We start from the raw sequence: 22,541 nt of genomic DNA on the forward strand, positions 1-22,541 counted from the left end.
GGCAAGTTTGGGGGGCAGTGCCGGGGCGCGGGGGGCGTCGCCGGCACATTCTCATGGATGGTTAATTCCCGCTGCGTTCGGCCGCGCTGACGTCCGCGGCGGCAGCGGCGGCGCGCTGCGCGGCATTGGCCGCTGCATCGCTGGCTGCGCTGGTGTCGGGAGGCATGGGCGCATCCGCGGACTCGGCATTGCCGGGATTGGCCATGCCGGGCGGAAAATCCTGCTGCAGCCCGTCGCCATAGGCAGGTGTGCCGGCCCAATCCTGAGTGCCAGTGTCGTCAGCGCTGGTATCGTCACTGCCATCCCATTCGTCGCGGCCGAAGGGCCAGGCGGGAATGTCGAGTGCGGACAGGCCTTCATCGACCCACGACCGGCTCTTGCCATAGGCTGGTGGCGACGGCGGATCGGCTCTGTGCGGCGCGGCGCCAAGCAACGGCATCTTCGGATAGGAGCGCATGGCCTGTGTCGTGGCGCTGGCAAGCAGAATGCCCGCGCCAATGCTGCCTGCAACAAGGAGCAGAACCAGTTTGCCGGAACCCATCAGTCCTCCGTCAACGCACTTCTCCGCTTCCCGCAGTCGGCGCCTTATGGATTCGAGCCTGACGGCGGGCTGAACGCCTTGCCTCCATACACGAAAGGGGCGTCATCCGCGAGGGATGACGCCCCTTGTCTGCTGCGTTACACGGCCGGGCGATGGGAGAGAGGAGAGATTCCCGGCCGCGAAGACGCTGCGTATCAGTCGTTCGCCAGCGCGTTCGAAGCTTCAGCAGTGGTGAAGCTGACGGGGCGGCTATTGTAGGTGCCGGTCACGCGCTCACCCTTGACGAAGAGGCGGAACGGAACGCCGGCAGTGGTGTGGCCATTGATCACCGTCACCTTGCCCTTCTGGGCGGTGGTGTAGGTGTAGTCCACACCTTCGTGCGAGAACTGGTGGGCTTCGCTAGCCTGAGCGACCGCAGGAACAGCGAGGAGCGAGACTGCGGTGGCCGCGATGATGGTCTTGAACATGGCAATATCCCTTTGTCTGGATGCAGGAAGATTGCCTCGGGCATCTCTTCTTGTTGTTGCACTGCAACATTTACGAATGCTGCGGTGCGGTGCAATTTCAAAACTTCGACCACCTGTTGCATTTTGTGCAACCATCAGATTTGTCGTTTGTACTGCGGGGCTTGCCGGGCTGAGCGGTCTCCGAATGATGCCCAATTTTTTTGCAGAAGCCGCAAAGCACGGATGGCCGAGGCCTCTTCCAAAGGCCGAATCCGGGCAGAGCAGGCGCTTGCCGCTGGTGCCGCGCGGAGATACCCTGGGCATATGAACAGGCGGTTCTTTCTTTTCGCACTGATGCTGACGATGCCTCTGGGAGCATGCGGGAGTGGTGGAACCGTTCCAGGTGACAGCGAGGATCGCGTTCCGTTCCATGCAATCGCGGAAGATGAGGCCGTGAAAGTCACCGGCACGGAGCCGTTCTGGGGTGGTGAAATTTCCGGGGGGCATTTCACATATACCACGCCGGACAATCAAAGCGGTGTCGATGTGCCGGTATCGCGGTTCGCAGGACGGGGCGGACTGTCCTTTTCAGGCGACCTTGAGGGCAAGGCGCTGACTTTGGCGATCACGCCAGGCGAATGCTCGGACGGGATGTCCGATCGCAAGTATCCTTTTGTGGTCACGCTCCGGCTGGGAGACGAATTGCGTCACGGTTGCGGCTGGACCAGGCGGCAATCCTGGAGCGGGGGAGAATGACTGGAGGCGATCGGTTCTGTTTTCCATGCGGGCTTTCGCGCCTCGCGGTGTGACCGCGGGATGCAACGGCAAGCCGTCCCGAGCGGAGCGCGGCAGGGCCGCAGGGCGCGGTGCCTAGCGTGGTGGAAACAAAGTTCGCCATACAATTCGTCGCCCCCGCCCTTCGGCTGGCCGGCCGCTCAGGATAAACTGCCCTTTGGGCAGGCGGGGGCCCCGCTGCTCTTTCTTGCGCTATGCTGCCAGCAGCGGGATCCCCGCCTCCGCGGGGATGACGTGGAATAGTGATGCGAATTTCCGGTTCAGGTGACTGACGGGCCTCGCGCGGCGCACTCAGCGCTTCTTGACGAACTCCGCGCGCAAGACCAGGCCCTTGATGCCAGGATACTTGCAGTCGATCTCCTGCGGGTCGCCCGTGAGGCGGATCGACTTGATCAAAGTGCCTTGCTTGAGCGTTTGCCCGGCGCCTTTCACTTCCAGGTCCTTGATCAGCGTTACCTGATCACCGTCTGCCAGCACGTTGCCGACTGCATCGTGCACGACCACCGTATCGGCAGCCGCACGCTTCGCGGCCAGTTCGGAGGCGGGCATCCATTCGCCGCTTTCCTCGTCGTACACGTAGTCTTCATCGCCGCTGTCGTCGTTTGCCATAGCCTGTTCCCTTGCTGAGCGGGTGCCATGGCAGGTTGATCGGGCTCTGGCCACGATTATTCACGATCCTGCCATGGGGATTGCGGGAATGGGGCCTCTTCCGTCCATTGCGTGTTCGGGCATGTTTCGGGTGCCGTGAGAAAGAAATACTGGCTGGTACGCTAATCGTATTGCATTGCGAAATTGGCAGTTTCCTAAGCTTATTGAGTATTGTTCGCTTCCGCTTCGGCACCAACAATGTTACAAACCCTTCATACAAAGGCGGGCTGCAAAGTACGGCACCGCCAGGGAAGAGGATGGTGTCATGAAGCAATTCCTGACAGCATTGCAGACGGGTCTTGTCTTGTTTGCAATGGCAGTGTCCGGTGCGGGTTGGGCCAGCGAAAGCCGCGTCGAACCCGGTGCAATGACCGGCGCCTATTACATGCGTGACACCTTGGTTCCCCGAGCGGACGATCTCGCCCTTATCCAGCGCAAGCCGGCTCTCTACCTTGCCAGTTTCAACGACGGCATGGCTACAGTTGCCTATTCGCTGGAGGAGGGGCGGATCGTCTACCGGGTGGTGAAGGGCGAGATCGGTGCGACAGCGAGGGCTGAAATCGACAAGGCATTGAGCAGGCTGCAGCGCAAGCTGGCCTGATAGTGTGGTTCGTATGGGGCCTCTCGGGTCGCTCGAAGGCTGAGGGATGGGGAGAAGAAGCGCAAGGCGCGGCAGGAAAACTGTCGCGCCTTGTCGTTTGTGCCTGACTGGCGGGGCTTCATTCCTGGCATGTATGCCGCCTATGGACAGCGCAGTCCCGGCGCAGGCATAGTTTGCGTGAAAAGCGATCGGGGGCGTCCATGGACTACGTGAAGGTTGCAAGTGCAGGGCAGATTGCCGACGGTGCACTGGTTCCGGTCGAGGCTGGCGGTGAGAAGTTGCTGCTGACCAGGGTGCGCGGCACCTATTACGCTACGCAGCGCAAGTGCCCGCATCTGGGGGGCAACTTGTGCAAGGGCAAACTCGATGGCGAAGCGGTCGTTTGCCCGCTGCACAAGGCCAAGTTCGATCTCAGGACCGGCGGGGTCGAGCGTGATCCCAAGCTGCTGTTCATCGGCATGAAGGCCAAGTCCGGCCTCAGGATCTACCCGGTCAAGGAAATGGGCGACGATATCTACGTGGGCATTTAGGGCGCGCCGCCAGTTTGCACATGAAGACGCGTACGCTCACTCAAGCCACATCGCTCATTTACAGGAGGGCTGGGTGCTGCGTTCTGGCTCTTGGGGGCAATTTATGCCTTACCGGTAACTGCGCCCCAGTTTGACCGCCTGCCGGGCCTCGGAGAAGATCGAGCCTGCCGTCACGCGGGTCCCTCGCAGCACCAGGACGACGGTATCGCCCGGCTCGATCTTCACTTCTTCCGACGGGTGGACATAGCTCTGGCCGTTGGGCCGGTCGATCTGGACAAGGAAGAAGGCTCCGGCGCCCCGCCGCTCGGCCTCGCCGACCGTTGCGCCGGCCAGTGCCGACTTTTCAGGCACGGTGACAGCCTCGATTTCCAGCCCGAATTCGTGCAGCCCGCGCTTGAGGTCGCGCACTTGCGGCGCTTCGCCCAGGAACCTAGCGGTCGTGGGGTAGAGGATCATTTCGGCGATCCGTTCGGCCCCGATGTGCGTGGGCAGCACGACCTTGTCTGCGCCAGCGTGGATCAGCTTGCCTTCCGTGGTCGGGTATTCGCCGCGCGCGATGATCTCCATGCGCGGATTGAGATTGCGGGCGGAGAGCGTGATGAAGACGTTGAGCGCATCGTCCGGCAGCACTGTCGCGAGAACCCGCGCGCGTTCGATGCCGACAGCGCGCAGGGTGGCTTCGTCCGTGGCGTCGCCCTTGTGGGTGAGGTGCCCGCAGCCTTCGGCTTCGGCCAGTTTCGCCGGGTTGCGGTCAAGGATGATGTAGGGCGTGCGTGCCCGCTGCAGTTCTATGGCGAGCTGCTTGCCGATGCGGCCATAGCCGCAGATGATGGTGTGATTGGTCAGGCGGTCGATCTGGCTCTGCATGCGGTCGATCCCGAGAATGTTCTTGATCTGGAAATGGGCGAAAACCTGGACGAGCGCACCGGTGAAGAAGATCATGCCGGTGCATCCCAGCACGATCGTCGCCATCGTCAGTGCGCGCAGCCAGGTCGTGTCGAGCGGATGGACTTCGCCGTAGCCGACCGAAAAGATCGTCAGCGTGACCATGTAGGCAGCATCGCCCAGCGGCCAGCCTGCCGCGACGAAACCGGTGGTGGCGAGGACGAAGATGACGAGAACGAATGCAGCGGCGCGCGCCAGATTCTGAACCGGCGAGCCCAGGACGCGGCCTGCCGCTTCTCCAATCCTGTCGTGCTCACCCGGCATTGGTTACGCTCTCCCCACTCTTATCCCGCGGCGGGACCCTGCGCGCGGGCTCCGCAGTTGTCCAGCGGCTGGATCAATTCCCGGGATGCCAATCTGGGGCGGCCAGTTCAAATCCTGCAAATTCGAAACCGGGGGAAACCACGCAACTGACGAGCGCCCAGCCTCCCTGTGGTGCGGCGGCCTGCCAGTGTCCGGCCGGCACGAGCACTTGCGGGGCCTGTCCCGCCAGCACGTTTCCGCCCAATGCGTGGTGTTGAGGCTGCGCGGCCTCGTTCGGGGCGATCGACAGCGTGACAGGGGCGCCGGCATGCCACAGCCAGATCTCGGCGGCGTCGACCCGGTGCCAGTGCGAGCGCTGGTGCGATTCGAGCAGGAAATGGATCGCGGTTGCGCTAGGTCGCACGCCCGGCGCGGCAGGTGCGCGCCAGGTTTCGCCGTACCACCCGCCTTCCGGATGCGGCACGAGGCCCAGCGCCTCGATGATGGCGGCAGCCTCGCCGCGGTCTGTCTGCATGGCTCTGTTTCCCTGCGGTGTTCTCTGCGCGGCGTCCCTTGCGATGATTGCGAGTATCCGCCGCTATCGGGTGTTGTATAGGGAGGAGCATCTAAGGGAGAAGATTCGCTCATGCCACATCCGCTCGGCATAGAATTGCTTACGGCGCTTGGTATGGGGCCGGTCGAACACGTCGCGCTGGCGGCCGATCTGGAGTGCCGGGCCGTGTCGATGGGGCTCACGCAACTGCCTTTCAATCCGCATGGCTACCCGTCGTGGTCGCTGCGTGAGGATGCCGCGCTGCGCCGGGAGCTGAAGGCGGTGATGCGCGAGCGCGGGATTGTGATCTCCATTGCCGAAGGAATGGACGTATCTGCCGAGATGGATGCGTCGGAGCGGGCTGCCGATATGGACCTGTTCGCCGAACTGGGGGCCCTGCGGATCAATTCGGCCGACATGGGCGTCGAGCGCGGGCGCGCTTTCGAGCAGTTCGCCAAGCTTGCCGAAATGGCCCGCGAACGCGGCATGGAATTCTCGATAGAATTCTGCCCCGCCTTCACCATTCGCAATCTGGGAGAGGCGCTGGAGGCGGTCCGTCACATCGGCGAGGGCGATGCGACTGTTCTCATCGACACGATGCATTTCTTCCGCTCCGGCGGAACGGTGCGGCAGATCGCCGAGCTCGATCCGGCGCTGATCGGTCACGCCCGGCTCTGCGATGCGCCGCGCAAGGGGAGCGGGGACTACATGGAGGAGGCGGTTCGCGCGCGGATGATCCCCGGCGAAGGGGAACTGCCCTTGCGCGAGTTCGTGGATGCCCTGCCGCGCGGACAGAGGCTGGGGCTGGAAGTGCCGCTGTTCGCGGAAGCGGAAAGCGGGCGTCCTGCGCGCGATTACCTTGCCGAGATCGTTACCAAGACGCGGGATCTGCTCGCTTAGTCTCGGGCGTTTGCCAGCATCGTATCCGTATCTTTTCCAGTAATCATCATGGCTGGCGTGTTAGTATTTCCTGCCGCTTCATTAAGGTTTTTGCAATCCATTGCATGTACCTTTCAAAGGTACAGGGGATGGCGGTTTCCCGCCATTATCGACAAGAGCCGTCGATGCCCCGGGAGCAGGCCGGATCGTCGGGGGGCGGTTGGCCATGCCCAGGGCGGGTCGCGAATTTGGATCGCGTTCGGTAACCTGCCTTCGTCGGCGGCTCTTTTTTCTTTCTAGTTCGCGCGGCGTAGCTGTCAGCCACCCAGCGCGTGCTCTTCGGCCGTAACCGGATTGCCATGCGATGGACGATCCGTCAGTGCCCGCTCGATCCAGATCGCCGACATGGCCAGAATGGCCAGGGCCAAGCTGGTTATCAGGATATAGCGCAGGATGTGGGGCGTGCTGCCGCTGCGTGCTTCGTCGCTGTCGAGGTGGATCTCATCACCAATCCGCTGCATTGTGCTTCTCCCGTTGGCCGGGAAGCGGCATTCGGGCCGCAATTTGCATACCGGCCACTAGAGAAAACGTGCGCGGGCACCGGATAGTTCCCGGGCGTGCCTTCGTCAGCGGGGCTAGTGCCCTGCCAGACCGAGGAGGTCCAGGGTGCGCTCGTCGCGCAGGCCGTCGCAGAAGCCGTCCAGCGCTTGCCCGAACCGGCCACCGGCTAGGCCTTCGGCCAGTTCGAACAGGGTCATCGAACTGCGGAACTTGAGAGCATCGACCGGCCCCAGAATGGCCTGTGCGCTACGCTGTCCGCGCCAGTTCAGCATGGCATCGGTGCATTCGGCCAGACGGGCCGCGAGCAGCGGATGCGCGAGATAGCCTCGCGCTTCGTCCAGCCCGCTGATCGCAAAGAACTGCGCGGTAGGGCTATGGCCGAGCCCTGCCAGTTGCGGAAACACGAACCACATCCAGTGGCTGCGCTTGGCTCCGGCCCGAAGCTCGGCGAGCGCCTGCGCGTAGATGTCGCGCTGGGCTTCGACGAAGCGTTCGAGGCCGGAGCGGCCGTTCATGTCAGTCGCGCAGAAGTTCGTTGATCCCGGTCTTCGAACGGGTCTGCGCGTCAACGGTCTTCACGATCACGGCGCAGTAGAGCGAAGGGCCGGGCGTGCCGTCGGGAAGCGGCTTGCCGGGCATCGCGCCGGGCACGACGACCGAATAAGGCGGAACGCGGCCGATGTGGACTTCGCCGGTGGCACGGTCGACGATCTTGGTCGAGGCGCCGAGGTACACGCCCATCGACAGCACTGCGCCTTCACCCACCATCACGCCTTCGGCCACTTCGGAGCGGGCGCCGATGAAGCAGTTGTCCTCGATGATGACCGGGCCGGCCTGCAGCGGCTCCAGCACGCCGCCGATGCCGGCGCCGCCCGAGATGTGCACGTTCTTGCCGATCTGCGCGCAGGAGCCGACGGTGGCCCAGGTGTCGACCATGGTGCCTTCGCCGACATAGGCGCCCAGGTTCACGAAGCTGGGCATCAGCACCACGCCCTTGGCGATATGGGCGCTGCGGCGCACGACCGCGCCGGGCACCACGCGGATACCGGTTTTGCGGAACTTCGCATCGTCCCAGCCCTCGAACTTGAGCGGGACCTTGTCGAACGCGGGCGCACCGGCCGAGCCGTATTCCATCACGCCGTTGTCGTTGAGGCGGAAGCTCAGCAGCACGGCCTTCTTGAGCCACTGGTTGACGACCCATTCGCCGTCGACCTTCTCGGCGACGCGGGCCTTGCCCGAATCGAGCAGGCCGAGCGCTTCGTCGACGATCTTGCGCACGTCCTCACTGGCGGGCGTTACGGTATCGCGCGCATCAAACGCGGCTTCGATGGCGGCTTCGAGTCCGGACATTGCTGAAAGTCCCCTAGTGTGAGTCAGTATCGTGCGGGGCGCCTATCGCGGGATGGCGCCAAGGACAAGCTCGGGGCGTTGAAAAATGATGGCAGGGAAGGAGCAGGTCGTCGCGATGTCATGATCTCTGTCAAAGATGTTTTCGTTAAGGTAAATAAATATTGTCCATGTCTCTTGAGTTGAAGGAGGGTAATATGCCTGATGATGGCAAGAGGGATGAACGACGTAAGGAAAAGGCGAACCAGATAATTACTCAGATGCATGACAACAATGCCAGTGCGGAGGATATCCAGGCGCAGAAGAAGGCGAACAAGCAATCCTTTGGGCATGAGGGTGAATATACCCCCTGATTACATTTCCATTGTGGCGGGAAACGGAACCATGTCGGCACATGCCAAGCACACCAAGCAACCGAAGCCGGACAGCCCTGTTCCCGTCGCACTGGAGACGCCGGGCAGTGGAAAGGACGCGGGAAAAATCTGCTTCTTTTCCGATTGTCCCTGCAAGATTAAATATCCTACGACCAAGATGCGCCAGTTGCGGGCCGTCGAGGAAGGGATGGTCTTTTGCGAGTATTGTAAGCAAGATCTCGAGTCTGGCTACAAGCGGATCAAGGTGCCGCCGCCGGTAACGCCGGTATCTGCTGTTCAACCATACCCGAAGCCGCGCAAGCATTTCGCTTTGTTTAAATGTCACAGCCGCTGGGACTGTCCGGTCTTTCTAAAAGAGCAGAAGCTGGTGGAGTTTCCTCCGGGCAAGACGCTCGAAGACTGTGTAAAGCCATACGATACGCCTCTAGGCGCTTACGATGATGGTCATCTGCCTTGTGAGGTTTGCGAGAAGGATCACGGTATTCCCTGGCTTTAGGTTTCCGGCTGCATCAGTTCGCGCACGAATCCGATCAGGCCGGTCTGGCGGGCGCGGCGCAGGCGTTCGGCTTCGAGGATCTTTTTCACTTTCTCGAAGCAGGCCTGGATGTCGTCGTTGACCACAACGTAGTCGTAACCGTCCCAGTGGCTGATTTCGGAGCGGGCGCGGGCCATGCGTCCGGCGATCACATCGGCGCTGTCGGTGCCGCGCCCGGTCAGGCGGCGGCGCAGCTCGTCGATGCTGGGCGGCAGCAGGAACACGCGCACGACGTCGCGTTCCAGCTTCTGGTAGAGTTGCTGGGTGCCCTGCCAGTCGATGTCGAACAGGTAATCCTGCCCATCCTTGAGGCCTGCCTTCACTTGCGCCTTGGGCGTGCCGTAGCAATTGCCGAACACTTCCGCCCATTCGAGGAACTCTTCTTCCTCAACCATGCGATCGAACTCGGCGCGGCTGACGAAGTGATAGTCCTTGCCGTCGACTTCACCCGGCCGGGGCGGGCGCGTGGTGCAGGAGACCGAGATGCAGATGTCCGGATCGTGTTCCAGCAACATGCGCGAGACGGTCGTCTTGCCCGCGCCCGAAGGCGAGGACAGGATGAACATCAGACCGCGCCGGGCGAGCGTGCCGGTCAACGCGGGTGACGGGGTGGACGATGATGCGGACTTGGACATGGGTTTTTCGATGGCGGGGCCTGCCGATCAAATCAACCCGTAGTGTTCCGCGGCATGTGGGAAAAGGCGGTGGTCATTCGCAGCGGATGGCTCAGTCCTCTTCGCCGGAGCGGGCCATGTCCTCCAGCGCGGCTTCGCCTTCGCGCAGGGCTTCGCGGGCCTTGGTGCGGTCATAGAGGGTCTTGGCGAGGAGCGCTCCCCCCACCACGATCGCACCGGGAACCGAACGCATGGCGACTTTGGCGAGCGCGCTGTGCAGTAGCGATTCGCCCATGGTGCGGCCTTTCAGGATCCTGGCAGCCTTGCTGGGGGCGTATTTCCGGCCAAGCAGCGCCCGCTCGATTGCTTGCCGCGCCAGCGCTGTCCCGCCGCGCAGGGCAATGTCGGCAATGGCGAGATTGGTCGCGATATTGGGGCTGGGGCCATGAACGTCACGGGCGGAGATTTTGGCTTCCGCTCTGCGGCGCGATGCGTTTCCAGCCTCGACAGCCTCCGGCGGGAGGTCTTCCGGAGGCTGGGGATCGCTCACTTTTTCTTGCCGAAATCCACAGAGACGACGTTCGATCCGTCTTCGCTCGGCGTGACGCGCGAAGTCAGATCGCGATCTGTCTCGTCGTTGCCGACAAGGCCGGACATTTCTTCCTCACCATCGGAGATGGCCTGGAACTGCAGGCCGAAATCGACCGCGGGATCGACGAAAGCGGTGATCGCGGAGAACGGCACATTGAGCTTGGCCGGAATCTGGTTGAAGCTCAGGCCGACCGAGAACCCCTGATCGGTGACGACAAGATCCCAGAATTTGTTCTGCAGGACGATTGTCATGTCGTCCGGAAAACGGGCCTTCAACTCGGCCGGAATGTCCACTCCGGGTGCGTTGGTCTTGAAGGTGATGTAGAAGTGGTGGTTGCCGGGAAGCGTGCCATTGGAGGCTTCTACTTGTCCGAGCACACGCCCGACGACGGCGCGCAGGGCTTCCTGCACGATTTCGTCATAGGGGATCAGGCTATCTGGCGGTGTATCGTTCATCGCGCCCTACGTGCGCATGGTTAGTCGGACGGTCAAGCCGTTACAGCGGCGATTTTAAGACCTTTTGGCGGTTTTACCAAGGAAATCTCCATAGGGTGATTAACCAGAGCGCATGGCAAGGCTGATTGCGCGCAATTGATTCCCGCACGCACAGGTCTATAGGCGCAAGCCATGCGCACAGCCTCGATCACTCGCAAGACCCATGAGACCGATATTGCCGTCGCAGTGAATCTCGACGGAACCGGGACTTATGACGTTTCGACCGGCATCGGTTTTCTCGATCACATGATCGAGCAGTTCTCACGCCATTCGCTGATCGACATCACCTGCCATATCAAGGGCGACCTGCACGTCGATCAGCACCACACGGCCGAGGACAGCGCCATCGCCATCGGTCAGGCGATCAGCCAGGCCCTGGGCGACAAGGCGGGAATCGGCCGCTACGGCGAAGCGCACTCGCCGATGGACGAGGCGCTCTCGCGCGTGGTGCTCGATATTTCCGGGCGGCCCTATTTCGTGTGGAAGGCCAGCTTCACGCAAGAAAAGCTGGGCGAGTTCGATACCGAACTGGTCGAGCACTGGTTCCATTCGATTTCGCAGGCCGTGGGCATCACCCTGCACATCGAGCAGCTTTACGGCACCAACAACCATCACATCTGCGAAGGCATCTTCAAGGGCTTTGCCCGCGCGATGCGCTCGGCGGTGGAGCTCGACCCGCGCAAGGGCGGGGCGATCCCGTCCACCAAGGGCCAGCTTGGAGGCTGACGGATAATGGCGGAAGTCCTGGCTCTGATCGACTATGGTGCGGGCAACCTGCACTCGGTGGCCAATGCGCTCAAGGCTGCCGGTGCGCCGAACGTGGCGGTGACGGCCGATCCCGATGTGGTGCGCGCGGCGGACCGCATCGTCCTGCCCGGCGTCGGCGCGTTCAAGGCCTGCGCCAAGGGTCTCTGGAGCATTCCCGGCATGGTCGAGGCCATGACCGAGCGTGTCCAGGTGGGCGGGGCGCCGTTCCTGGGTATTTGCGTCGGTATGCAGCTGCTGGCGACGCGCGGGCTGGAATATGGCGTGACCGAGGGGCTCGGCTGGATCGCGGGCGACGTGGCGCTGATCGAGCGCACCGATCCGGCGATCAAGATTCCGCACATGGGCTGGAACGATGTTGCGCTCGGCATTCACGATCCGGCCCATGGGCTGATCGAGCCGGGCGAGGCCTATTTCCTGCATTCCTACCATTTCATGCCGGAAGAGGGTCATACGGTCGCCGCGATGACCGATCATGGCGGCGGCCTTGTCGCGGCCGTGGCCAAGGACAATGTCGTCGGCGTGCAGTTCCACCCCGAAAAGAGCCAGGCCTACGGCCTGTCGCTGCTCTCCCGTTTCCTCGATTGGAAGCCTTGAAATGATCGTATTTCCGGCCATCGACCTCAAGCAGGGGCAGGTCGTGCGCCTCGCCGAAGGCGATATGGCGCGTGCCACTGTCTATGGCGACAATCCGGCCGCGCAGGCGATGCTGTTCGCCGATGCCGGCTCGCAGTTCCTGCATGTCGTCGATCTCGATGGCTCCTTCGCGGGCCGCGCCGAGAATCGTGAGGCGGTGGAAGCGATCCTTGAGGTCTTCCCCGGCCATGTGCAGCTTGGCGGCGGTATCCGCACGCCCGAGGCTGTCGCCGGCTGGTTCGAACTGGGCGTCAGTCGCGTCGTCATGGGCACCGCGGCCTTGAAGGACCCGCAATTCGTCAAGGACATGGCGAAGGAATACCCCGGCGGCATCGTCGTCGCTGTCGATGCGCGTGACGGCATGGTCGCGACCGAGGGCTGGGCCGAAGTGTCGGACGTTTCGATCGTCGACATGGCCCGCCGGTTCGAGGATGCGGGCGTTGCCAGCCTGCTCTTCACCGACATTGGCCGTGACGGGCTGCTCAAGGGTTGCAATGTGCAGGCGACTGTGGATCTGGCGCGCCGGACCGATCTGCCGGTGATCGCCAGCGGCGGGGTGAAGGGCCTCGACGACATTCACATGCTCAAGCTGCACGAGGGCGATGGCATCGAAGGCGTGATCACCGGCCGGGCGCTCTATGACGGCCGCCTCGATCTGGCGACCGCGATCCAGATGGCCGAAAAGGACTGAACCGATGACTGTCCGCGTCCGTGTCATTCCCTGTCTCGACGTTGCCAATGGCCGGGTGGTCAAGGGCGTCAATTTCGTCGACCTCAAGGATGCCGGTGATCCGGTCGAGCAGGCGCGGGCCTATGATGCCGCCGGTGCGGACGAGCTGTGCTTCCTCGACATTACGGCCAGTCACGAGGCGCGCGGAACTCTGCTCGGCATCGTTCAGCGCACGGCCGAAGTCTGTTTCATGCCGCTGACTGTCGGGGGCGGGGTGCGCACCGCGGAGGATGCTCGCGCGTTGCTGCTGGCCGGTGCGGACAAGGTGGCTGTCAATTCGGCTGCCGTTTCGCGTCCCGAAGTGGTGGCGGACATTGCCGAGAAGTTTGGGGCGCAGTGCATCGTCGCATCGGTCGATGCGCGGCGCACGGGACCCGGAAAGTGGGAAATCTTCACTCACGGCGGCCGCAAGCCGACCGGTATCGACGCGCTGGAGCACGCCGTGAAGCTGGCAAAGCTGGGAGCGGGCGAACTGCTGGTGACGTCCATGGACGGGGACGGCACGCAGAACGGTTACGATCTCGAACTGACGCGGACGATCGCCGATGCGGTTTCGGTGCCGGTGATTGCCTCCGGCGGTGTCGGCACGCTCGATCATCTCGTTGCCGGCGTGACCCAGGGCCATGCCAGCGCCGTACTTGCGGCATCGATCTTCCACTTCGGCAAACATTCCGTTGCCGAGGCTCACGCGGCCCTGCGCGCGGCCGGCCTGCCGGCCCGAGGGTGAGTTCCGGCCGGTTCCCGGCCGAAACGATTGTTCTGGATGTGCCCCGCAACGGGACGGTTCGATCACTGTCCTTGCTGCAATGCGGCGTTACGGGGATTGCCGGGGCAGCTAACGACTCACCGGAGCCTCCCGTGCTGCTTTTCAGGTATTTTCCGGCTGTCCTTCCGGCGTTTCTGGCATCCGCTCCCGCCTGCGCTTCCGGGGGCACGCCGCTTCCCGAGCCCAGCAGCCTGTTTCTGCTGGGGATGGGGCTTGCCGGTGTGATCGTCGGCCGTCAGCTTTCGTCGAAGAAGAACAGGGACTGAGAAGAAGAGCGCGGACTGGCACCTGACGGCTTGACCGCGCGCGGCCCGCGCCGCATGGCAGGCGCATCATGAGCAGTACCGATACTCTCGCCCGTCTCGAAGCCACGATTGCCGCCCGCCGGGCCGCCGATCCCGAATCGAGCTACGTGGCCAAGCTCAATGCCAAAGGGCCAGCCAAGATCGCACAGAAGGTGGGCGAAGAGGCCACCGAGACCGTGATCGCCGCGCTCACGCAGGACCACAAGGCGCTGGTCGGCGAGGCAGCGGACCTGATTTTCCACCTCGTGGTCCTTCTCAATGCGAAGGACGTGCCGCTGGCCGACGTCCTGGCAGAGCTCGACCGCCGCGAAGGTGTCTCGGGCCTTGCCGAGAAAGCCTCGCGCCCCAAGGATTGACCCCGGAGAGACCGATGCCCATCGATCCCAAGCTGCCCTATGACGAGAACAACGTGTTCGCGAAGATCCTGCGCGGGGAAATTCCCTGCAACAAGGTCTATGAAGACGATCACGCGCTGGCGTTCCATGACATCCGCCCGCAGGCTCCCGTCCATGTACTGGTGATTCCCAAGGGCGCTTACGTGTCCTGGGACGATTTCACCGCAAAGGCCCCCGATGCGGAGATCGCCGGGTTCATGCGGTCGGTCGGCAATGTCACCCGCCAGCTCGAACTGGACGGGCCGGGCTACCGCCTGATGGTCAACATGGGGGGCGCCGGGCATCAGGAAGTGCCGCATCTGCATGTGCACATCTTCGGCGGGCGCCAGTTCTTCCAGATGATCGCCGACTGAGCGCCTGCACAACACCTTTCAACCGAAAAAATGCCTGTAAAATGTGCTGAAGCCGTCCCGGCGGGCGGCGACGGCTTTGCAGCGCAGCGTAGCCTCGTTACACAACCGGGCGCATGACGGCTTATCCCCAACCCAGTTGCGGCGTGATCGAAGACAGCACGCACCGCTTTGCCTTGCGCGTGTTCTATGAGGACACCGATGCGGGCGGCGTGGTCTATCACGCCAACTATTTGCGCTGGTTCGAGCGGGCACGCTCCGACCTTGTCGAATTGCTCGGCATCGATCAGCGCGCGGCGCTCGAGAGCGGGGAGGGGCTCTACACCGTTGCCGAAGTGACGATCCGCTACCTCTCGCCCGCCCGGCTGGGCGATACCGTGCGGGTGGAAACCACGGCCGATCAGGTCGGCCGGGTTCGCTGCACTTTGCGCCAGACCGCTCTTCGCGGCGATGTCCGGCTGGCCGAGGCGACCGTAAAGGTCGGGTTCATCGGCCCTGATGGACGACCGCGCCGCCAACCTGCCGCCTGGCAGGCCGCCTTTGCCTTGCTTTTGAACGCCCGCCCGGAAGGACAGGAATGACCCTCGATACGCTCGCTTCCACTCTGAGTTTCGCTGGCGAGACCGGCAGGCTCAATCCGGTCAAGCTGTTCCTCGATGCCGACATCGTGGTGCAGGCGATCATGATCGGACTGATTCTGGCCAGCATCTGGGTCTGGACGATCATTGTCACTTTCATGCTGCGCATGGGCAGCGTCTCGCGCCGCTGCAACGATTATGAAGACGGCTTCTGGGAGGCCGAGAATTTCGAATCCTACCAGAAGGACCGGCGGCGGGGTGACGTGCCGATGGGCAAGGTCGCGGGAGCAGGCCTTGCCGAATGGCGGCGCAACGCCACGATGCGCAATGTCGATCACGAAGGCGCGCGCCAGCGTATCGCCATGGCCATGAACGCGTCGGTGGGTGAAGAAGCGGACAGCTTGGCCGCCCGGCTCAATTTCCTTGCGACGGTCGGTTCGGTGGCGCCCTTCGTTGGTCTGTTCGGCACAGTCTGGGGCATCATGAACAGCTTCTTCCAGATCGGCCAGCAGCAGAACTCGTCGCTGGCGGTGGTGGCGCCGGGCATTTCCGAAGCGCTGTTCGCGACGGCGATCGGCCTGTTCGCGGCCATCCCGGCGGTGATCGCCTACAACCGCTTTTCGCACCGGGTGAACTTGTTCGAGGCGCGGCTGCAGCGTTTCGCGGACAAACTGCACGCGGCGCTGACCCGCCAGCTGGAGTCGCGCTGATGGCCATGGGCCTGCATACGCAGGGCCGGGGCAAGCGCGGCGGGCGCAGCCGCGCGCCGATGGCGGAGATCAATGTCACGCCGCTGGTCGACGTGATGCTGGTGCTGCTGATCATCTTCATGGTCACGGCACCGCTGCTGAAGGCCGCCGTGCCGATCGAACTGCCCGAAACGCGGGCCAAGGCCATGAGTGAGGAGGCCAACCAGATCACCATCTCGATCCGCCGCGACGGGGTGATCTTTTTCGAGGCTTCCGAGCTGGCGCCGGGCGAACTGCTCGAACGCCTCGCTTCGGTGCCGCGCGGGGCCGACGGCAAGCTGCCGCTGGTAACGCTGCGCGCTGACAAGGCGCTCGATTATGGCCGGGTGATGGACGTGATGGGCGAGCTCAACCGGGCCGGATTTACTTCGATTTCGCTGGTGACGGACGTCAGCGGCGGTTCAGGCAGCTGAGGTAGGCTCCAGCGGATGGCATCCTCGGGATTGCACAAGGAAGAGGGCATTGGCCTCGTCGTCGCGGTTGCGCTGCATGCGGCCGTGCTGGCGGCGCTGATGGTCCGCCCGCCGATGCATGACATTATCAAGCCGCCCGCGCGCATCGAAGTGACGATCAGCAATATCTACGGCAAGACGTCGATGTCGCCCGATCCCTTCAGCAAGGCCGCGCCGGATCGCGGGCCGGAACTGGGTGAACCGGCGCCGCCTGCCGAAACAGCGCCCGCGGCAAAGGCCTCGCCGGAGCCCGCGCCGCACGTTGTTGAGCCAGCCCGGCCGCAGCCGGAACCGGCTCCCAAACCGGCTCCGAAGCCGGCCCCCAAGGCGGTGGAGAAGCCCAAGCCCACTCCGAAACCTGCCCCTAAGGCCAAGGAGAAGCCGAAGGCTCCTGCCACCTCCAAGGCGGCACCTCAAAAGCCGTCATCCCGCAAGTCCAGCGCGATCGACGATATCATCGCGCGTCCCAGCCAGGCCAGTCCGGCGTCCTCGGGCGTGGGCAGCAAGACACCCAAAAAGACCGGCGCCAGCTCGTTTGCGCAGGCTTTCAGCAAGGGTGTGCCCGGCGGCACGTCGGATTCCGGCACCGGGATGCCGGCGGCCGAATTCGGGCCGAGGCAGGTTTCCGCGCTGGGGGCTGCGATCAATCGCCAGTTGAAACCATACTGGCAGGCGCCGCAGGGCGCCGACGCCGAGCTGCTGGTCACGCGGGTGCGTTTCCGTCTCAACCCCGACGGCAGTCTGGCGGGAGAGCCGCAGGTTCTGGGCACGACGGGCCAGACGGCGGCCAACAAGGCACAAGTCCAGCGCCATCAGGAACAAGCCGTTCGCGCGGTGAAACTGGCAGCGCCTTTCGATCTGCCCAGAGATCTTTATGACGGCTGGAAAGTCGTGACGACCAACTTTGACAGAAGGCTCTCGCAATGAAGACTCTCCATCACCTTGCCTTCGGATTGGCGCTGGCCGTGTCGAGCGCCGTGCAGGCGCAGGATACCGCCCCGGCTCCGGCGGAAACCCCCTCCGAAGGGCTCGAAGTCACGGTTTCCGATGACAGCGAATGGCAGGATCTGGGCATTGCCATCACGGTCTTCGCTACCGATGCCGATGTGCCCACGCGCACCAATGCGGGATCGACGGCGGCGCTTGGGCGCGCGTTGTCGAGCGTGGTCGCGGCGGACCTCAAGGACAACGGCCTGTTCAAGCCGTCCGGCCCGGCGGGCTTGCCGCAGCCGTCCTTCGGCGAAGTGCAGGCGCCGAACTATCCGATCTGGTCCATGCGCAGCGCCAATATGCTGGTGCAGGGCTATGTGCACGCCAATCCGGATGGTGATCTGACCGTGGGCTGCTATCTCTACGACGTCGCACTCAAGCAGCAACTGGCCAAGGCGGGCTGGAAAGTCGGCCCGGCGGACTGGCGCCGCGCCGCGCACAAGTGTGCCGACATGGTCTATTCGCGGCTGTCGGGCGAAAGTCCGTTCTTCGATTCGCGCATCGCCTACATCGCCGAGACGGGCCCCAAGAGCCATCGCATGAAGCGGCTGGCGGTGATGGATTCGGATGGCGCCAACATGCGCTATCTGACCAGCGGGCAGGCCACCGCGCTGACCCCGCGCTATTCGCCGGACTACAGCAAGATCATGTACCTTTCGTACCTGAACGGTGAGCCCAGCATCTACATCTACGACCTCAGGACCGACACTCAGCGCCTGCTGGTGCGCACCAGCAACCCGACGATGGCGCCGCGCTGGTCGCCCGACGGCAAGTGGGTGCTCTATTCGATGGCGATCGCGGGCAATACCGACATCTACAAGATCCCGAGCGGCGGCGGGCAGGCGGTCAAGCTGACCGACAGCCCGGGCATCGACATCGGCGGCAGCTTTTCGCCCGATGGCAGCCGGATCGTGTTCGAGAGCGACCGCTCGGGCAGCCAGCAGGTCTATGTGATGAACGTGGATGGCACCAACCAGCACCGCATCAGCTTCTTCGGCGGCCGCTCGGCCACGCCCGAATGGAGCCCGCGCGGGGACCAGATCGCTTTCACCCACATTGCCGGGAACCTGCGCATCGCGGTGATGACGCCGGACGGGCGCAACATGCGCTATCTGACCAATTCCTGGCAGGACGAGGCCCCGACCTGGTCGCCGAACGGACGCATCGTGCAGTTCTTCCGCACCGAGAAGAACTCCGGCGTGACGTCGATCTGGCAGGTCGATCTCACCGGACGCAACGAGCGCAAGCTGCCCACTCCGGTGGGCGCATCCGACCCTGCGTGGGGGCCTGTCCGGCCCTGACGGAATTCTCGGATCGCACTGATCGTCCCGGTTGACACTGTGCACGATTGAACGAAACTTCACCCCCTGCCGGCCGTTTCTCCAGGCTGTGCACCACAGGAGATTGCCCCATGCCTTCTTCCCTCACGATGTCCCGATACACCAAGAGCGGCGCGACAATGCTCCTTCTGGCGGGCGCGCTTGCGGTTTCCGCCTGCAAGACCACCGCTCCCAAGGAGCTGCCGCCCGAACCGGGCCCGGCAACCACCACGACCACGCCGAGCCAGCCGATCGGTCCCGTGCCCGGCAGCCAGGCCGATTTCCTGGCGAAGATGATGGGGGCGGACACCATCTATTTCGACACGGACAAGTACGACATCGACTCGATGGATCAGGCCGCGCTGGCCAGGCAGGCGCAGTGGCTGATGCAGTATCCGGGCAAGCGCGCCACGATCGAGGGCCACTGCGACGAGCGCGGCACTCGCGAATACAACCTTGCCCTGGGCGAACGCCGCGCCAATGCCGCCAAGAACTATCTCGTCAGCCTTGGCGTCGATGCTTCGCGGCTCTCCACGATCAGCTACGGCAAGGAACGGCCCGTGGCGCTCGGCTCGAACGAACAGGCCTGGGCGCAGAACCGCCGCGCAGTGACGATCACTGTCGATTGATCCGCATGAGGCGTCCATTGCCGCATATTCGGCGGTGGACGCCTTCCGGAACGGGTTCCGGGGTTGCATCGGCTTCGATTCGCAGCTTATCGCGCTTTGAATGAGCCGCGCACGCCGATCCAATGACTGGGGTTTTCCGCGCTGGCGCGGCTATGGCAGTTCGCGCGAGGCAGCGCAGGTGCGCCTGTGCGATCGCCATGGCTGCACGGAGCCGGGCGATTGTCCCGCGCCCAAGAGCCCCAACAGCCCCGACCGCTGGTACTTCTGCCAGAAGCACGCGGCCGAATATAACGCGGGCTGGGATTACTTCGCCGGGCTGGACAAGGAAGCGGCCGAAGAGCGCGAGGCGCAGGAACGGGCCGAGACATCGGGCTACAAGGAATCCGCGCATTACGGCTGGGCCGGGTCCGGAGACGGCACCCGCAGCCGGGATGAACTGCGTGCGCTCGAAGCGCTGGGGCTGGAACCCGATGCGGATTTCGATGCCGTGCGCAAGGCCTGGCGCACCAAGGCCAAGGAAGTCCACCCCGACGTCCGGCCGAACGATGACGAGGCCGCCAAGGCGTTCCAGACGTATCAGCTTGCATATGAAGTGCTGCGCGCCGCCGAAGAACGGCGGGAGTGGAAGGGGTAGTCCCCCGAAGCGGACGCTCGCATCGCTATTCCCGTCATCCCCGCGGAGGCGGGATCCGGCTTCTGGCAGCATAGCCTAAGGAAGAGCAGCGGGGCCCCGCCTGCGCGAAGGGCGGGAGGGATGAGTTATGGTGTGAACGTCGTTCCCACCACACCAGTTAGCCGGTGAAGTCCGGCCCCACCGATTTCGGCCTCTGTACGCCCGCGTTCGGGAAGCGCGCCTCCCACCACGATTACATTTCTGTAATGCGTTGAGTGTGGCCGATTGGGTTGTAAGCTGTTGCGAACTCAAGGGGAACGGGGCGACATATGCGATGGATGATGGTGGCAAGCTTGCTTGCCTCCGTTCTGTGGCCGGGGGCGGTTCATGCCGCATGGCTGGAAGCGTCGAGCGATCATTTCGTGATCTATGCCGATGACAGCGAACGCGACGTCTCACGCTTTTCAGAGCAGCTTGAACGCTATCATGCTGCCCTGACGCTGTTGACGGGGCGTGAGAGCATGAAGCCGAGCCCTTCCAATCGCGTGACGGTCTATGTCGTGCGCAACGAGAACGCGGTGCGCAAGCTCTATGGCGAGGGCAGCAAGTACGTCGGAGGGTTCTATATCCCGCGCGCGGGTGGTTCGCTTGCGATTGTCCCGGCCGTGGATGCGGGCAATGGCAAAGTCAGTTACTCCATGATCGTGCTTCTGCACGAATATGCCCATCATTTCCTGATCTCCGCCAATAGCATGGCGATGCCGCGCTGGCTGTCCGAAGGGTCCGCGGAATTCTTTGGGACCAGCAGCTTCAAGCCCGATGGCGGGATGATGCTGGGGCGGCCCGCCCAGCATCGTGCCGGCGAGCTGTATTTCGCGCGTGACGTCAAAGCCGCCGATCTGCTCGATCCGGCCGAGTACGAAAAGCACAAGAGCGGCAGCTATGATGCCTATTACGGAAAGAGCTGGCTGCTCTATCATTACCTGACGTTTGAAAAGACGCGGGCAGGGCAGCTGAGCCGCTACATCAATCTCCTGAACCAGGGCAAAGGGATGCGCGAGGCGGCGTCCGAAGCTTTCGGCGATTTCGATCAATTGGAAAAGGAGCTGGACCGCTATCTCAAGCGCCCCCGTATGATGGCGCTGACATTGCCGGCGGACAGACTGAAGATCGGCGGCGTGCAAATCCGGCGCTTGAGCCAGGGCGAGGCCGCGATGATGCCCATCCGCATTCAGTCAAAGCGGGGCATTACTTCGCAGGAGCAGGCCAAGGCGCTGCTCGACGAAGCGCGTGAGGTCGAAGCGCGCTTTCCGGACGATCCCGCTGTCCTGTCCGCGTTTGCCGAGGCGGAATACGATGCCGGGGACGACAAGGAAGCGATAGCCGCCGCCGACAAGGCGCTGGCAATCGATCCGTCACAGGTCAACGCCTATGTGCAGAAAGGCTATGCGCTGTTCCGGATGGCGGCTGACGCCGATGATACGGCCGACGCTTACAAGCGCGCCCGGATGCCGTTCGTGGCATTGAACCATCGCGAGAACGATCATCCCCTGCCGTTGATATACTTCTATCGCAGTTTTGCGGATCAGGGGGTGGAGCCGCCGACGCTCGCCATTTCCGGTTTGATCCGGGCGCTTGAACTTGCGCCGTTCGATCTCGGGTTGCGGATGAACTTGGCGACGGCGCTGGTTCATCTCAACCGTCAGGCAGAGGCGCGCACCGTCCTGCAGCCCGTTGCCTTCAACCCTCACGGCGGTTCACTTGCGACCGCGGCCCGGAGCATTCTGGACCGGCTCGATCATGACCCGGCGTGGGACGGCAAGGATATGGACAAGATCTTCGCCAGCGCGAACGGAGATGGGGGCGATGAAGGTTCATAGCCCTGAGCGGCGTTCGCCTTCGGCAAAACAACAAAGGGCGCTCCGTGGGGAGCGCCCTTTGTTTTTGTCAGGTGATGTGCCCGGCGCTTACTTCGGCGCCAGCACCATCAGCATCTGACGGCCTTCCATGCGCGGATAGGCTTCGACCTTGGCGATTTCCGCCACATCTTCCTGCACGCGGCGCAGCAGGTTCATGCCGAGTTGCTGGTGCGAGAGTTCACGGCCGCGGAAGCGCAGGGTGACTTTCACCTTGTCCCCGTCGCCGATGAAGCGGACGACGTTGCGCATCTTCGTATCGTAGTCGTGATCGTCGATGTTCGGACGCATCTTGATCTCTTTGATCTCCTGCGTCTTCTGGGTCTTGCGCGCGGCATTGGCCTTTTTCTGGGCCTCATACCGGTACTTGCCGACATCAAGGAACTTGCACACCGGCGGATCCGCGTTGGGCGACACTTCAACCAGGTCCAAGCCGACGTCGGCCGCCTGTTCGATCGCCTCGCGAGTATACATGACGCCGAGGTTTTCGCCATTCTCGTCGATGACGCGAACCTTGTCGGACTGGATCATGTTATTGTAGCGCGGTCCACTCTTGACCGGGGGCGTCATCATACGCCGGGGTGGGGGTGCTATAAGCGTTCTCCTGAATCGTTACCGTTACATGTTCGGATTCGCGGGTCATTAATGCG

33 protein-coding genes are annotated in these 22,541 nt (G+C 63.2%); 21 read left to right on the forward strand and 12 right to left on the reverse strand.

What is annotated here, in order from left to right; genetic code table 11:
- Positions 1 to 61 precede the first annotated feature (61 nt).
- Positions 62 to 541, reverse strand: coding sequence for a hypothetical protein (locus NN5_RS08170; protein ID WP_067733751.1), 480 nt, complete (start codon positions 539 to 541; stop codon positions 62 to 64).
- Between the two features lie 194 nt (positions 542 to 735).
- Positions 736 to 1,008, reverse strand: coding sequence for a hypothetical protein (locus tag NN5_RS08175; protein WP_067733753.1), 273 nt, complete (start codon positions 1,006 to 1,008; stop codon positions 736 to 738).
- Positions 1,009 to 1,311: 303 nt separating this feature from the next.
- On the opposite strand from NN5_RS08175, the gene NN5_RS08180 reads away from it, so the two are divergent.
- Positions 1,312 to 1,743 carry a COG3650 family protein gene (locus NN5_RS08180; RefSeq protein WP_067733755.1) on the forward strand — a complete coding sequence of 144 codons (432 nt, stop codon included), beginning with the start codon at positions 1,312 to 1,314 and terminating at the stop codon, positions 1,741 to 1,743.
- Between the two features lie 330 nt (positions 1,744 to 2,073).
- On the opposite strand, the gene NN5_RS08185 is transcribed toward NN5_RS08180, so the two are convergent.
- Positions 2,074 to 2,391 carry an alkylphosphonate utilization protein gene (locus NN5_RS08185; protein WP_067733757.1) on the reverse strand — a complete coding sequence of 106 codons (318 nt, stop codon included), beginning with the start codon at positions 2,389 to 2,391 and terminating at the stop codon, positions 2,074 to 2,076.
- 352 nt (positions 2,392 to 2,743) lie between these two features.
- On the opposite strand from NN5_RS08185, the gene NN5_RS08190 reads away from it, so the two are divergent.
- Positions 2,744 to 3,031 carry a hypothetical protein gene (locus tag NN5_RS08190; RefSeq protein WP_245656349.1) on the forward strand — a complete coding sequence of 96 codons (288 nt, stop codon included), beginning with the start codon at positions 2,744 to 2,746 and terminating at the stop codon, positions 3,029 to 3,031.
- A 200-nt stretch (positions 3,032 to 3,231) separates the two neighbouring features.
- Complete coding sequence (locus NN5_RS08195; RefSeq protein WP_067733761.1) at positions 3,232 to 3,561, forward strand: Rieske (2Fe-2S) protein; 330 nt, start codon at positions 3,232 to 3,234, stop codon at positions 3,559 to 3,561.
- A gap of 108 nt (positions 3,562 to 3,669) precedes the next feature.
- Here the strand turns inward: NN5_RS08195 and NN5_RS08200 are convergent, their stop codons facing one another.
- The gene (locus NN5_RS08200) at positions 3,670 to 4,770 is read right to left on the reverse strand and encodes a potassium channel family protein (RefSeq protein ID WP_067733763.1); all 1,101 of its coding nucleotides are present in this window, start codon (positions 4,768 to 4,770) and stop codon (positions 3,670 to 3,672) included.
- A 73-nt stretch (positions 4,771 to 4,843) separates the two neighbouring features.
- Positions 4,844 to 5,284 carry a cupin domain-containing protein gene (locus tag NN5_RS08205; protein ID WP_067733765.1) on the reverse strand — a complete coding sequence of 147 codons (441 nt, stop codon included), beginning with the start codon at positions 5,282 to 5,284 and terminating at the stop codon, positions 4,844 to 4,846.
- Positions 5,285 to 5,395: 111 nt separating this feature from the next.
- Here NN5_RS08205 and NN5_RS08210 point away from each other — a divergent pair, with 111 nt between their 5' ends.
- Complete coding sequence (locus tag NN5_RS08210; RefSeq protein ID WP_067733767.1) at positions 5,396 to 6,202, forward strand: sugar phosphate isomerase/epimerase family protein; 807 nt, start codon at positions 5,396 to 5,398, stop codon at positions 6,200 to 6,202.
- Positions 6,203 to 6,498: 296 nt separating this feature from the next.
- Here NN5_RS08210 and NN5_RS08215 read toward each other — a convergent pair whose 3' ends face one another.
- The 3 genes from NN5_RS08215 to dapD form a co-directional block, all read right to left on the reverse strand.
- Positions 6,499 to 6,702 (reverse strand): hypothetical protein, encoded by a 204-nt coding sequence (locus NN5_RS08215; protein ID WP_067733768.1) that lies wholly within the window; start codon positions 6,700 to 6,702, stop codon positions 6,499 to 6,501.
- Between the two features lie 114 nt (positions 6,703 to 6,816).
- The gene (locus NN5_RS08220; RefSeq protein WP_067733770.1) at positions 6,817 to 7,257 is read right to left on the reverse strand and encodes a DUF1810 domain-containing protein; all 441 of its coding nucleotides are present in this window, start codon (positions 7,255 to 7,257) and stop codon (positions 6,817 to 6,819) included.
- 1 nt (position 7,258) lies between these two features.
- Positions 7,259 to 8,092, reverse strand: a complete 834-nt coding sequence (gene dapD / locus NN5_RS08225; RefSeq protein ID WP_067733772.1) for a 2,3,4,5-tetrahydropyridine-2,6-dicarboxylate N-succinyltransferase — start codon at positions 8,090 to 8,092, stop codon at positions 7,259 to 7,261.
- Positions 8,093 to 8,286: 194 nt separating this feature from the next.
- Between dapD and NN5_RS25745 the strand changes: the two genes are divergently transcribed.
- Both NN5_RS25745 and NN5_RS08230 read left to right on the forward strand, forming a co-directional pair.
- Positions 8,287 to 8,442, forward strand: coding sequence for a hypothetical protein (locus tag NN5_RS25745; RefSeq protein WP_157081061.1), 156 nt, complete (start codon positions 8,287 to 8,289; stop codon positions 8,440 to 8,442).
- Between the two features lie 31 nt (positions 8,443 to 8,473).
- Positions 8,474 to 8,959 (forward strand): hypothetical protein, encoded by a 486-nt coding sequence (locus tag NN5_RS08230; protein ID WP_067733774.1) that lies wholly within the window; start codon positions 8,474 to 8,476, stop codon positions 8,957 to 8,959.
- Here the strand turns inward: NN5_RS08230 and gmk are convergent.
- From gmk to NN5_RS08245, 3 genes are all read right to left on the reverse strand, one after another.
- Complete coding sequence (gene gmk, locus NN5_RS08235; protein WP_067733776.1) at positions 8,956 to 9,633, reverse strand: guanylate kinase; 678 nt, start codon at positions 9,631 to 9,633, stop codon at positions 8,956 to 8,958. The two genes, NN5_RS08230 and gmk, sit on opposite strands and share 4 nt — an antisense overlap.
- Positions 9,634 to 9,724: 91 nt before the next feature.
- A complete protein-coding gene (locus NN5_RS08240) occupies positions 9,725 to 10,162 on the reverse strand; it encodes a hypothetical protein (protein ID WP_067733777.1) in 438 nt (145 codons plus the stop codon).
- A complete protein-coding gene (locus tag NN5_RS08245; protein WP_067733779.1) occupies positions 10,159 to 10,659 on the reverse strand; it encodes an SspB family protein in 501 nt (166 codons plus the stop codon). Before NN5_RS08245 ends, NN5_RS08240 begins: the two co-directional genes overlap by 4 nt.
- A gap of 171 nt (positions 10,660 to 10,830) precedes the next feature.
- Between NN5_RS08245 and hisB the strand changes: the two genes are divergently transcribed.
- The 15 genes from hisB to NN5_RS08320 all read left to right on the forward strand — a co-directional run bounded on the left by hisB (position 10,831) and on the right by NN5_RS08320 (position 21,855).
- Positions 10,831 to 11,424, forward strand: a complete 594-nt coding sequence (gene hisB / locus NN5_RS08250) for an imidazoleglycerol-phosphate dehydratase HisB (protein WP_067733781.1) — start codon at positions 10,831 to 10,833, stop codon at positions 11,422 to 11,424.
- Between the two features lie 6 nt (positions 11,425 to 11,430).
- Positions 11,431 to 12,060 carry an imidazole glycerol phosphate synthase subunit HisH gene (gene hisH / locus NN5_RS08255; protein WP_067733783.1) on the forward strand — a complete coding sequence of 210 codons (630 nt, stop codon included), beginning with the start codon at positions 11,431 to 11,433 and terminating at the stop codon, positions 12,058 to 12,060.
- 1 nt (position 12,061) lies between these two features.
- Positions 12,062 to 12,790 (forward strand): 1-(5-phosphoribosyl)-5-[(5-phosphoribosylamino)methylideneamino]imidazole-4-carboxamide isomerase, encoded by a 729-nt coding sequence (hisA, locus tag NN5_RS08260; protein ID WP_067733785.1) that lies wholly within the window; start codon positions 12,062 to 12,064, stop codon positions 12,788 to 12,790.
- 4 nt (positions 12,791 to 12,794) lie between these two features.
- On the forward strand, positions 12,795 to 13,556 hold the full coding sequence (hisF, locus tag NN5_RS08265) for an imidazole glycerol phosphate synthase subunit HisF (protein WP_067733786.1): 762 nt from the start codon (positions 12,795 to 12,797) through the stop codon (positions 13,554 to 13,556).
- A gap of 131 nt (positions 13,557 to 13,687) precedes the next feature.
- Complete coding sequence (locus NN5_RS08270; protein ID WP_067733788.1) at positions 13,688 to 13,861, forward strand: PEP-CTERM sorting domain-containing protein; 174 nt, start codon at positions 13,688 to 13,690, stop codon at positions 13,859 to 13,861.
- 68 nt (positions 13,862 to 13,929) lie between these two features.
- The gene (locus tag NN5_RS08275; RefSeq protein WP_067733790.1) at positions 13,930 to 14,256 is read left to right on the forward strand and encodes a phosphoribosyl-ATP diphosphatase; all 327 of its coding nucleotides are present in this window, start codon (positions 13,930 to 13,932) and stop codon (positions 14,254 to 14,256) included.
- Between the two features lie 14 nt (positions 14,257 to 14,270).
- A complete protein-coding gene (locus NN5_RS08280) occupies positions 14,271 to 14,648 on the forward strand; it encodes a histidine triad nucleotide-binding protein (protein WP_067733792.1) in 378 nt (125 codons plus the stop codon).
- Between the two features lie 113 nt (positions 14,649 to 14,761).
- Positions 14,762 to 15,226 carry a YbgC/FadM family acyl-CoA thioesterase gene (locus tag NN5_RS08285; RefSeq protein WP_067733794.1) on the forward strand — a complete coding sequence of 155 codons (465 nt, stop codon included), beginning with the start codon at positions 14,762 to 14,764 and terminating at the stop codon, positions 15,224 to 15,226.
- Entirely contained in the window at positions 15,223 to 15,933 is a 711-nt protein-coding gene (gene tolQ, locus NN5_RS08290; protein WP_067733796.1) for a protein TolQ, read from the forward strand. The genes NN5_RS08285 and tolQ overlap by 4 nt, the downstream gene beginning before the upstream one ends.
- The gene (locus NN5_RS08295) at positions 15,933 to 16,385 is read left to right on the forward strand and encodes an ExbD/TolR family protein (RefSeq protein ID WP_067733797.1); all 453 of its coding nucleotides are present in this window, start codon (positions 15,933 to 15,935) and stop codon (positions 16,383 to 16,385) included. The genes tolQ and NN5_RS08295 overlap by 1 nt, the downstream gene beginning before the upstream one ends.
- Positions 16,386 to 16,400: 15 nt before the next feature.
- Entirely contained in the window at positions 16,401 to 17,351 is a 951-nt protein-coding gene (gene tolA, locus NN5_RS08300) for a cell envelope integrity protein TolA (RefSeq protein WP_067733799.1), read from the forward strand.
- Complete coding sequence (tolB, locus tag NN5_RS08305; RefSeq protein ID WP_067733805.1) at positions 17,348 to 18,715, forward strand: Tol-Pal system beta propeller repeat protein TolB; 1,368 nt, start codon at positions 17,348 to 17,350, stop codon at positions 18,713 to 18,715. Before tolA ends, tolB begins: the two co-directional genes overlap by 4 nt.
- 110 nt (positions 18,716 to 18,825) lie before the next feature.
- On the forward strand, positions 18,826 to 19,362 hold the full coding sequence (gene pal / locus NN5_RS08310; RefSeq protein WP_245656350.1) for a peptidoglycan-associated lipoprotein Pal: 537 nt from the start codon (positions 18,826 to 18,828) through the stop codon (positions 19,360 to 19,362).
- 100 nt (positions 19,363 to 19,462) lie between these two features.
- Entirely contained in the window at positions 19,463 to 19,996 is a 534-nt protein-coding gene (locus NN5_RS08315; RefSeq protein WP_067733807.1) for a J domain-containing protein, read from the forward strand.
- A gap of 317 nt (positions 19,997 to 20,313) precedes the next feature.
- A complete protein-coding gene (locus tag NN5_RS08320; protein ID WP_067733841.1) occupies positions 20,314 to 21,855 on the forward strand; it encodes a DUF1570 domain-containing protein in 1,542 nt (513 codons plus the stop codon).
- Between the two features lie 87 nt (positions 21,856 to 21,942).
- Here the strand turns inward: NN5_RS08320 and infC are convergent, their stop codons facing one another.
- The gene (infC, locus tag NN5_RS08325) at positions 21,943 to 22,464 is read right to left on the reverse strand and encodes a translation initiation factor IF-3 (protein ID WP_067733809.1); all 522 of its coding nucleotides are present in this window, start codon (positions 22,462 to 22,464) and stop codon (positions 21,943 to 21,945) included.
- Positions 22,465 to 22,541 lie beyond the last annotated feature (77 nt).

It is taken from the genome of Novosphingobium naphthalenivorans NBRC 102051 (assembly GCF_001590985.1).
In the GTDB taxonomy this organism is placed as follows: Bacteria; Pseudomonadota; Alphaproteobacteria; order Sphingomonadales; family Sphingomonadaceae; genus Novosphingobium; species Novosphingobium naphthalenivorans.

Coding starts and splice junctions, on each gene's coding strand:
- NN5_RS08170 (WP_067733751.1), bottom strand. CDS start 541: ATGGGTTCCGGCAAACTGGTTCTGCTCCTTGTTGCAGGCAGCATTGGC.
- NN5_RS08175 (WP_067733753.1), bottom strand. CDS start 1,008: ATGTTCAAGACCATCATCGCGGCCACCGCAGTCTCGCTCCTCGCTGTT.
- NN5_RS08180 (WP_067733755.1), top strand. CDS start 1,312: ATGAACAGGCGGTTCTTTCTTTTCGCACTGATGCTGACGATGCCTCTG.
- NN5_RS08185 (WP_067733757.1), bottom strand. CDS start 2,391: ATGGCAAACGACGACAGCGGCGATGAAGACTACGTGTACGACGAGGAA.
- NN5_RS08190 (WP_245656349.1), top strand. CDS start 2,744: ATGGCAGTGTCCGGTGCGGGTTGGGCCAGCGAAAGCCGCGTCGAACCC.
- NN5_RS08195 (WP_067733761.1), top strand. CDS start 3,232: ATGGACTACGTGAAGGTTGCAAGTGCAGGGCAGATTGCCGACGGTGCA.
- NN5_RS08200 (WP_067733763.1), bottom strand. CDS start 4,770: ATGCCGGGTGAGCACGACAGGATTGGAGAAGCGGCAGGCCGCGTCCTG.
- NN5_RS08205 (WP_067733765.1), bottom strand. CDS start 5,284: ATGCAGACAGACCGCGGCGAGGCTGCCGCCATCATCGAGGCGCTGGGC.
- NN5_RS08210 (WP_067733767.1), top strand. CDS start 5,396: ATGCCACATCCGCTCGGCATAGAATTGCTTACGGCGCTTGGTATGGGG.
- NN5_RS08215 (WP_067733768.1), bottom strand. CDS start 6,702: ATGCAGCGGATTGGTGATGAGATCCACCTCGACAGCGACGAAGCACGC.
- NN5_RS08220 (WP_067733770.1), bottom strand. CDS start 7,257: ATGAACGGCCGCTCCGGCCTCGAACGCTTCGTCGAAGCCCAGCGCGAC.
- dapD (WP_067733772.1), bottom strand. CDS start 8,092: ATGTCCGGACTCGAAGCCGCCATCGAAGCCGCGTTTGATGCGCGCGAT.
- NN5_RS25745 (WP_157081061.1), top strand. CDS start 8,287: ATGCCTGATGATGGCAAGAGGGATGAACGACGTAAGGAAAAGGCGAAC.
- NN5_RS08230 (WP_067733774.1), top strand. CDS start 8,474: ATGTCGGCACATGCCAAGCACACCAAGCAACCGAAGCCGGACAGCCCT.
- gmk (WP_067733776.1), bottom strand. CDS start 9,633: ATGTCCAAGTCCGCATCATCGTCCACCCCGTCACCCGCGTTGACCGGC.
- NN5_RS08245 (WP_067733779.1), bottom strand. CDS start 10,659: ATGAACGATACACCGCCAGATAGCCTGATCCCCTATGACGAAATCGTG.
- hisB (WP_067733781.1), top strand. CDS start 10,831: ATGCGCACAGCCTCGATCACTCGCAAGACCCATGAGACCGATATTGCC.
- hisH (WP_067733783.1), top strand. CDS start 11,431: ATGGCGGAAGTCCTGGCTCTGATCGACTATGGTGCGGGCAACCTGCAC.
- hisA (WP_067733785.1), top strand. CDS start 12,062: ATGATCGTATTTCCGGCCATCGACCTCAAGCAGGGGCAGGTCGTGCGC.
- hisF (WP_067733786.1), top strand. CDS start 12,795: ATGACTGTCCGCGTCCGTGTCATTCCCTGTCTCGACGTTGCCAATGGC.
- NN5_RS08275 (WP_067733790.1), top strand. CDS start 13,930: ATGAGCAGTACCGATACTCTCGCCCGTCTCGAAGCCACGATTGCCGCC.
- NN5_RS08280 (WP_067733792.1), top strand. CDS start 14,271: ATGCCCATCGATCCCAAGCTGCCCTATGACGAGAACAACGTGTTCGCG.
- NN5_RS08285 (WP_067733794.1), top strand. CDS start 14,762: ATGACGGCTTATCCCCAACCCAGTTGCGGCGTGATCGAAGACAGCACG.
- tolQ (WP_067733796.1), top strand. CDS start 15,223: ATGACCCTCGATACGCTCGCTTCCACTCTGAGTTTCGCTGGCGAGACC.
- NN5_RS08295 (WP_067733797.1), top strand. CDS start 15,933: ATGGCCATGGGCCTGCATACGCAGGGCCGGGGCAAGCGCGGCGGGCGC.
- tolA (WP_067733799.1), top strand. CDS start 16,401: ATGGCATCCTCGGGATTGCACAAGGAAGAGGGCATTGGCCTCGTCGTC.
- tolB (WP_067733805.1), top strand. CDS start 17,348: ATGAAGACTCTCCATCACCTTGCCTTCGGATTGGCGCTGGCCGTGTCG.
- pal (WP_245656350.1), top strand. CDS start 18,826: ATGCCTTCTTCCCTCACGATGTCCCGATACACCAAGAGCGGCGCGACA.
- NN5_RS08315 (WP_067733807.1), top strand. CDS start 19,463: ATGAGCCGCGCACGCCGATCCAATGACTGGGGTTTTCCGCGCTGGCGC.
- NN5_RS08320 (WP_067733841.1), top strand. CDS start 20,314: ATGATGGTGGCAAGCTTGCTTGCCTCCGTTCTGTGGCCGGGGGCGGTT.
- infC (WP_067733809.1), bottom strand. CDS start 22,464: ATGATGACGCCCCCGGTCAAGAGTGGACCGCGCTACAATAACATGATC.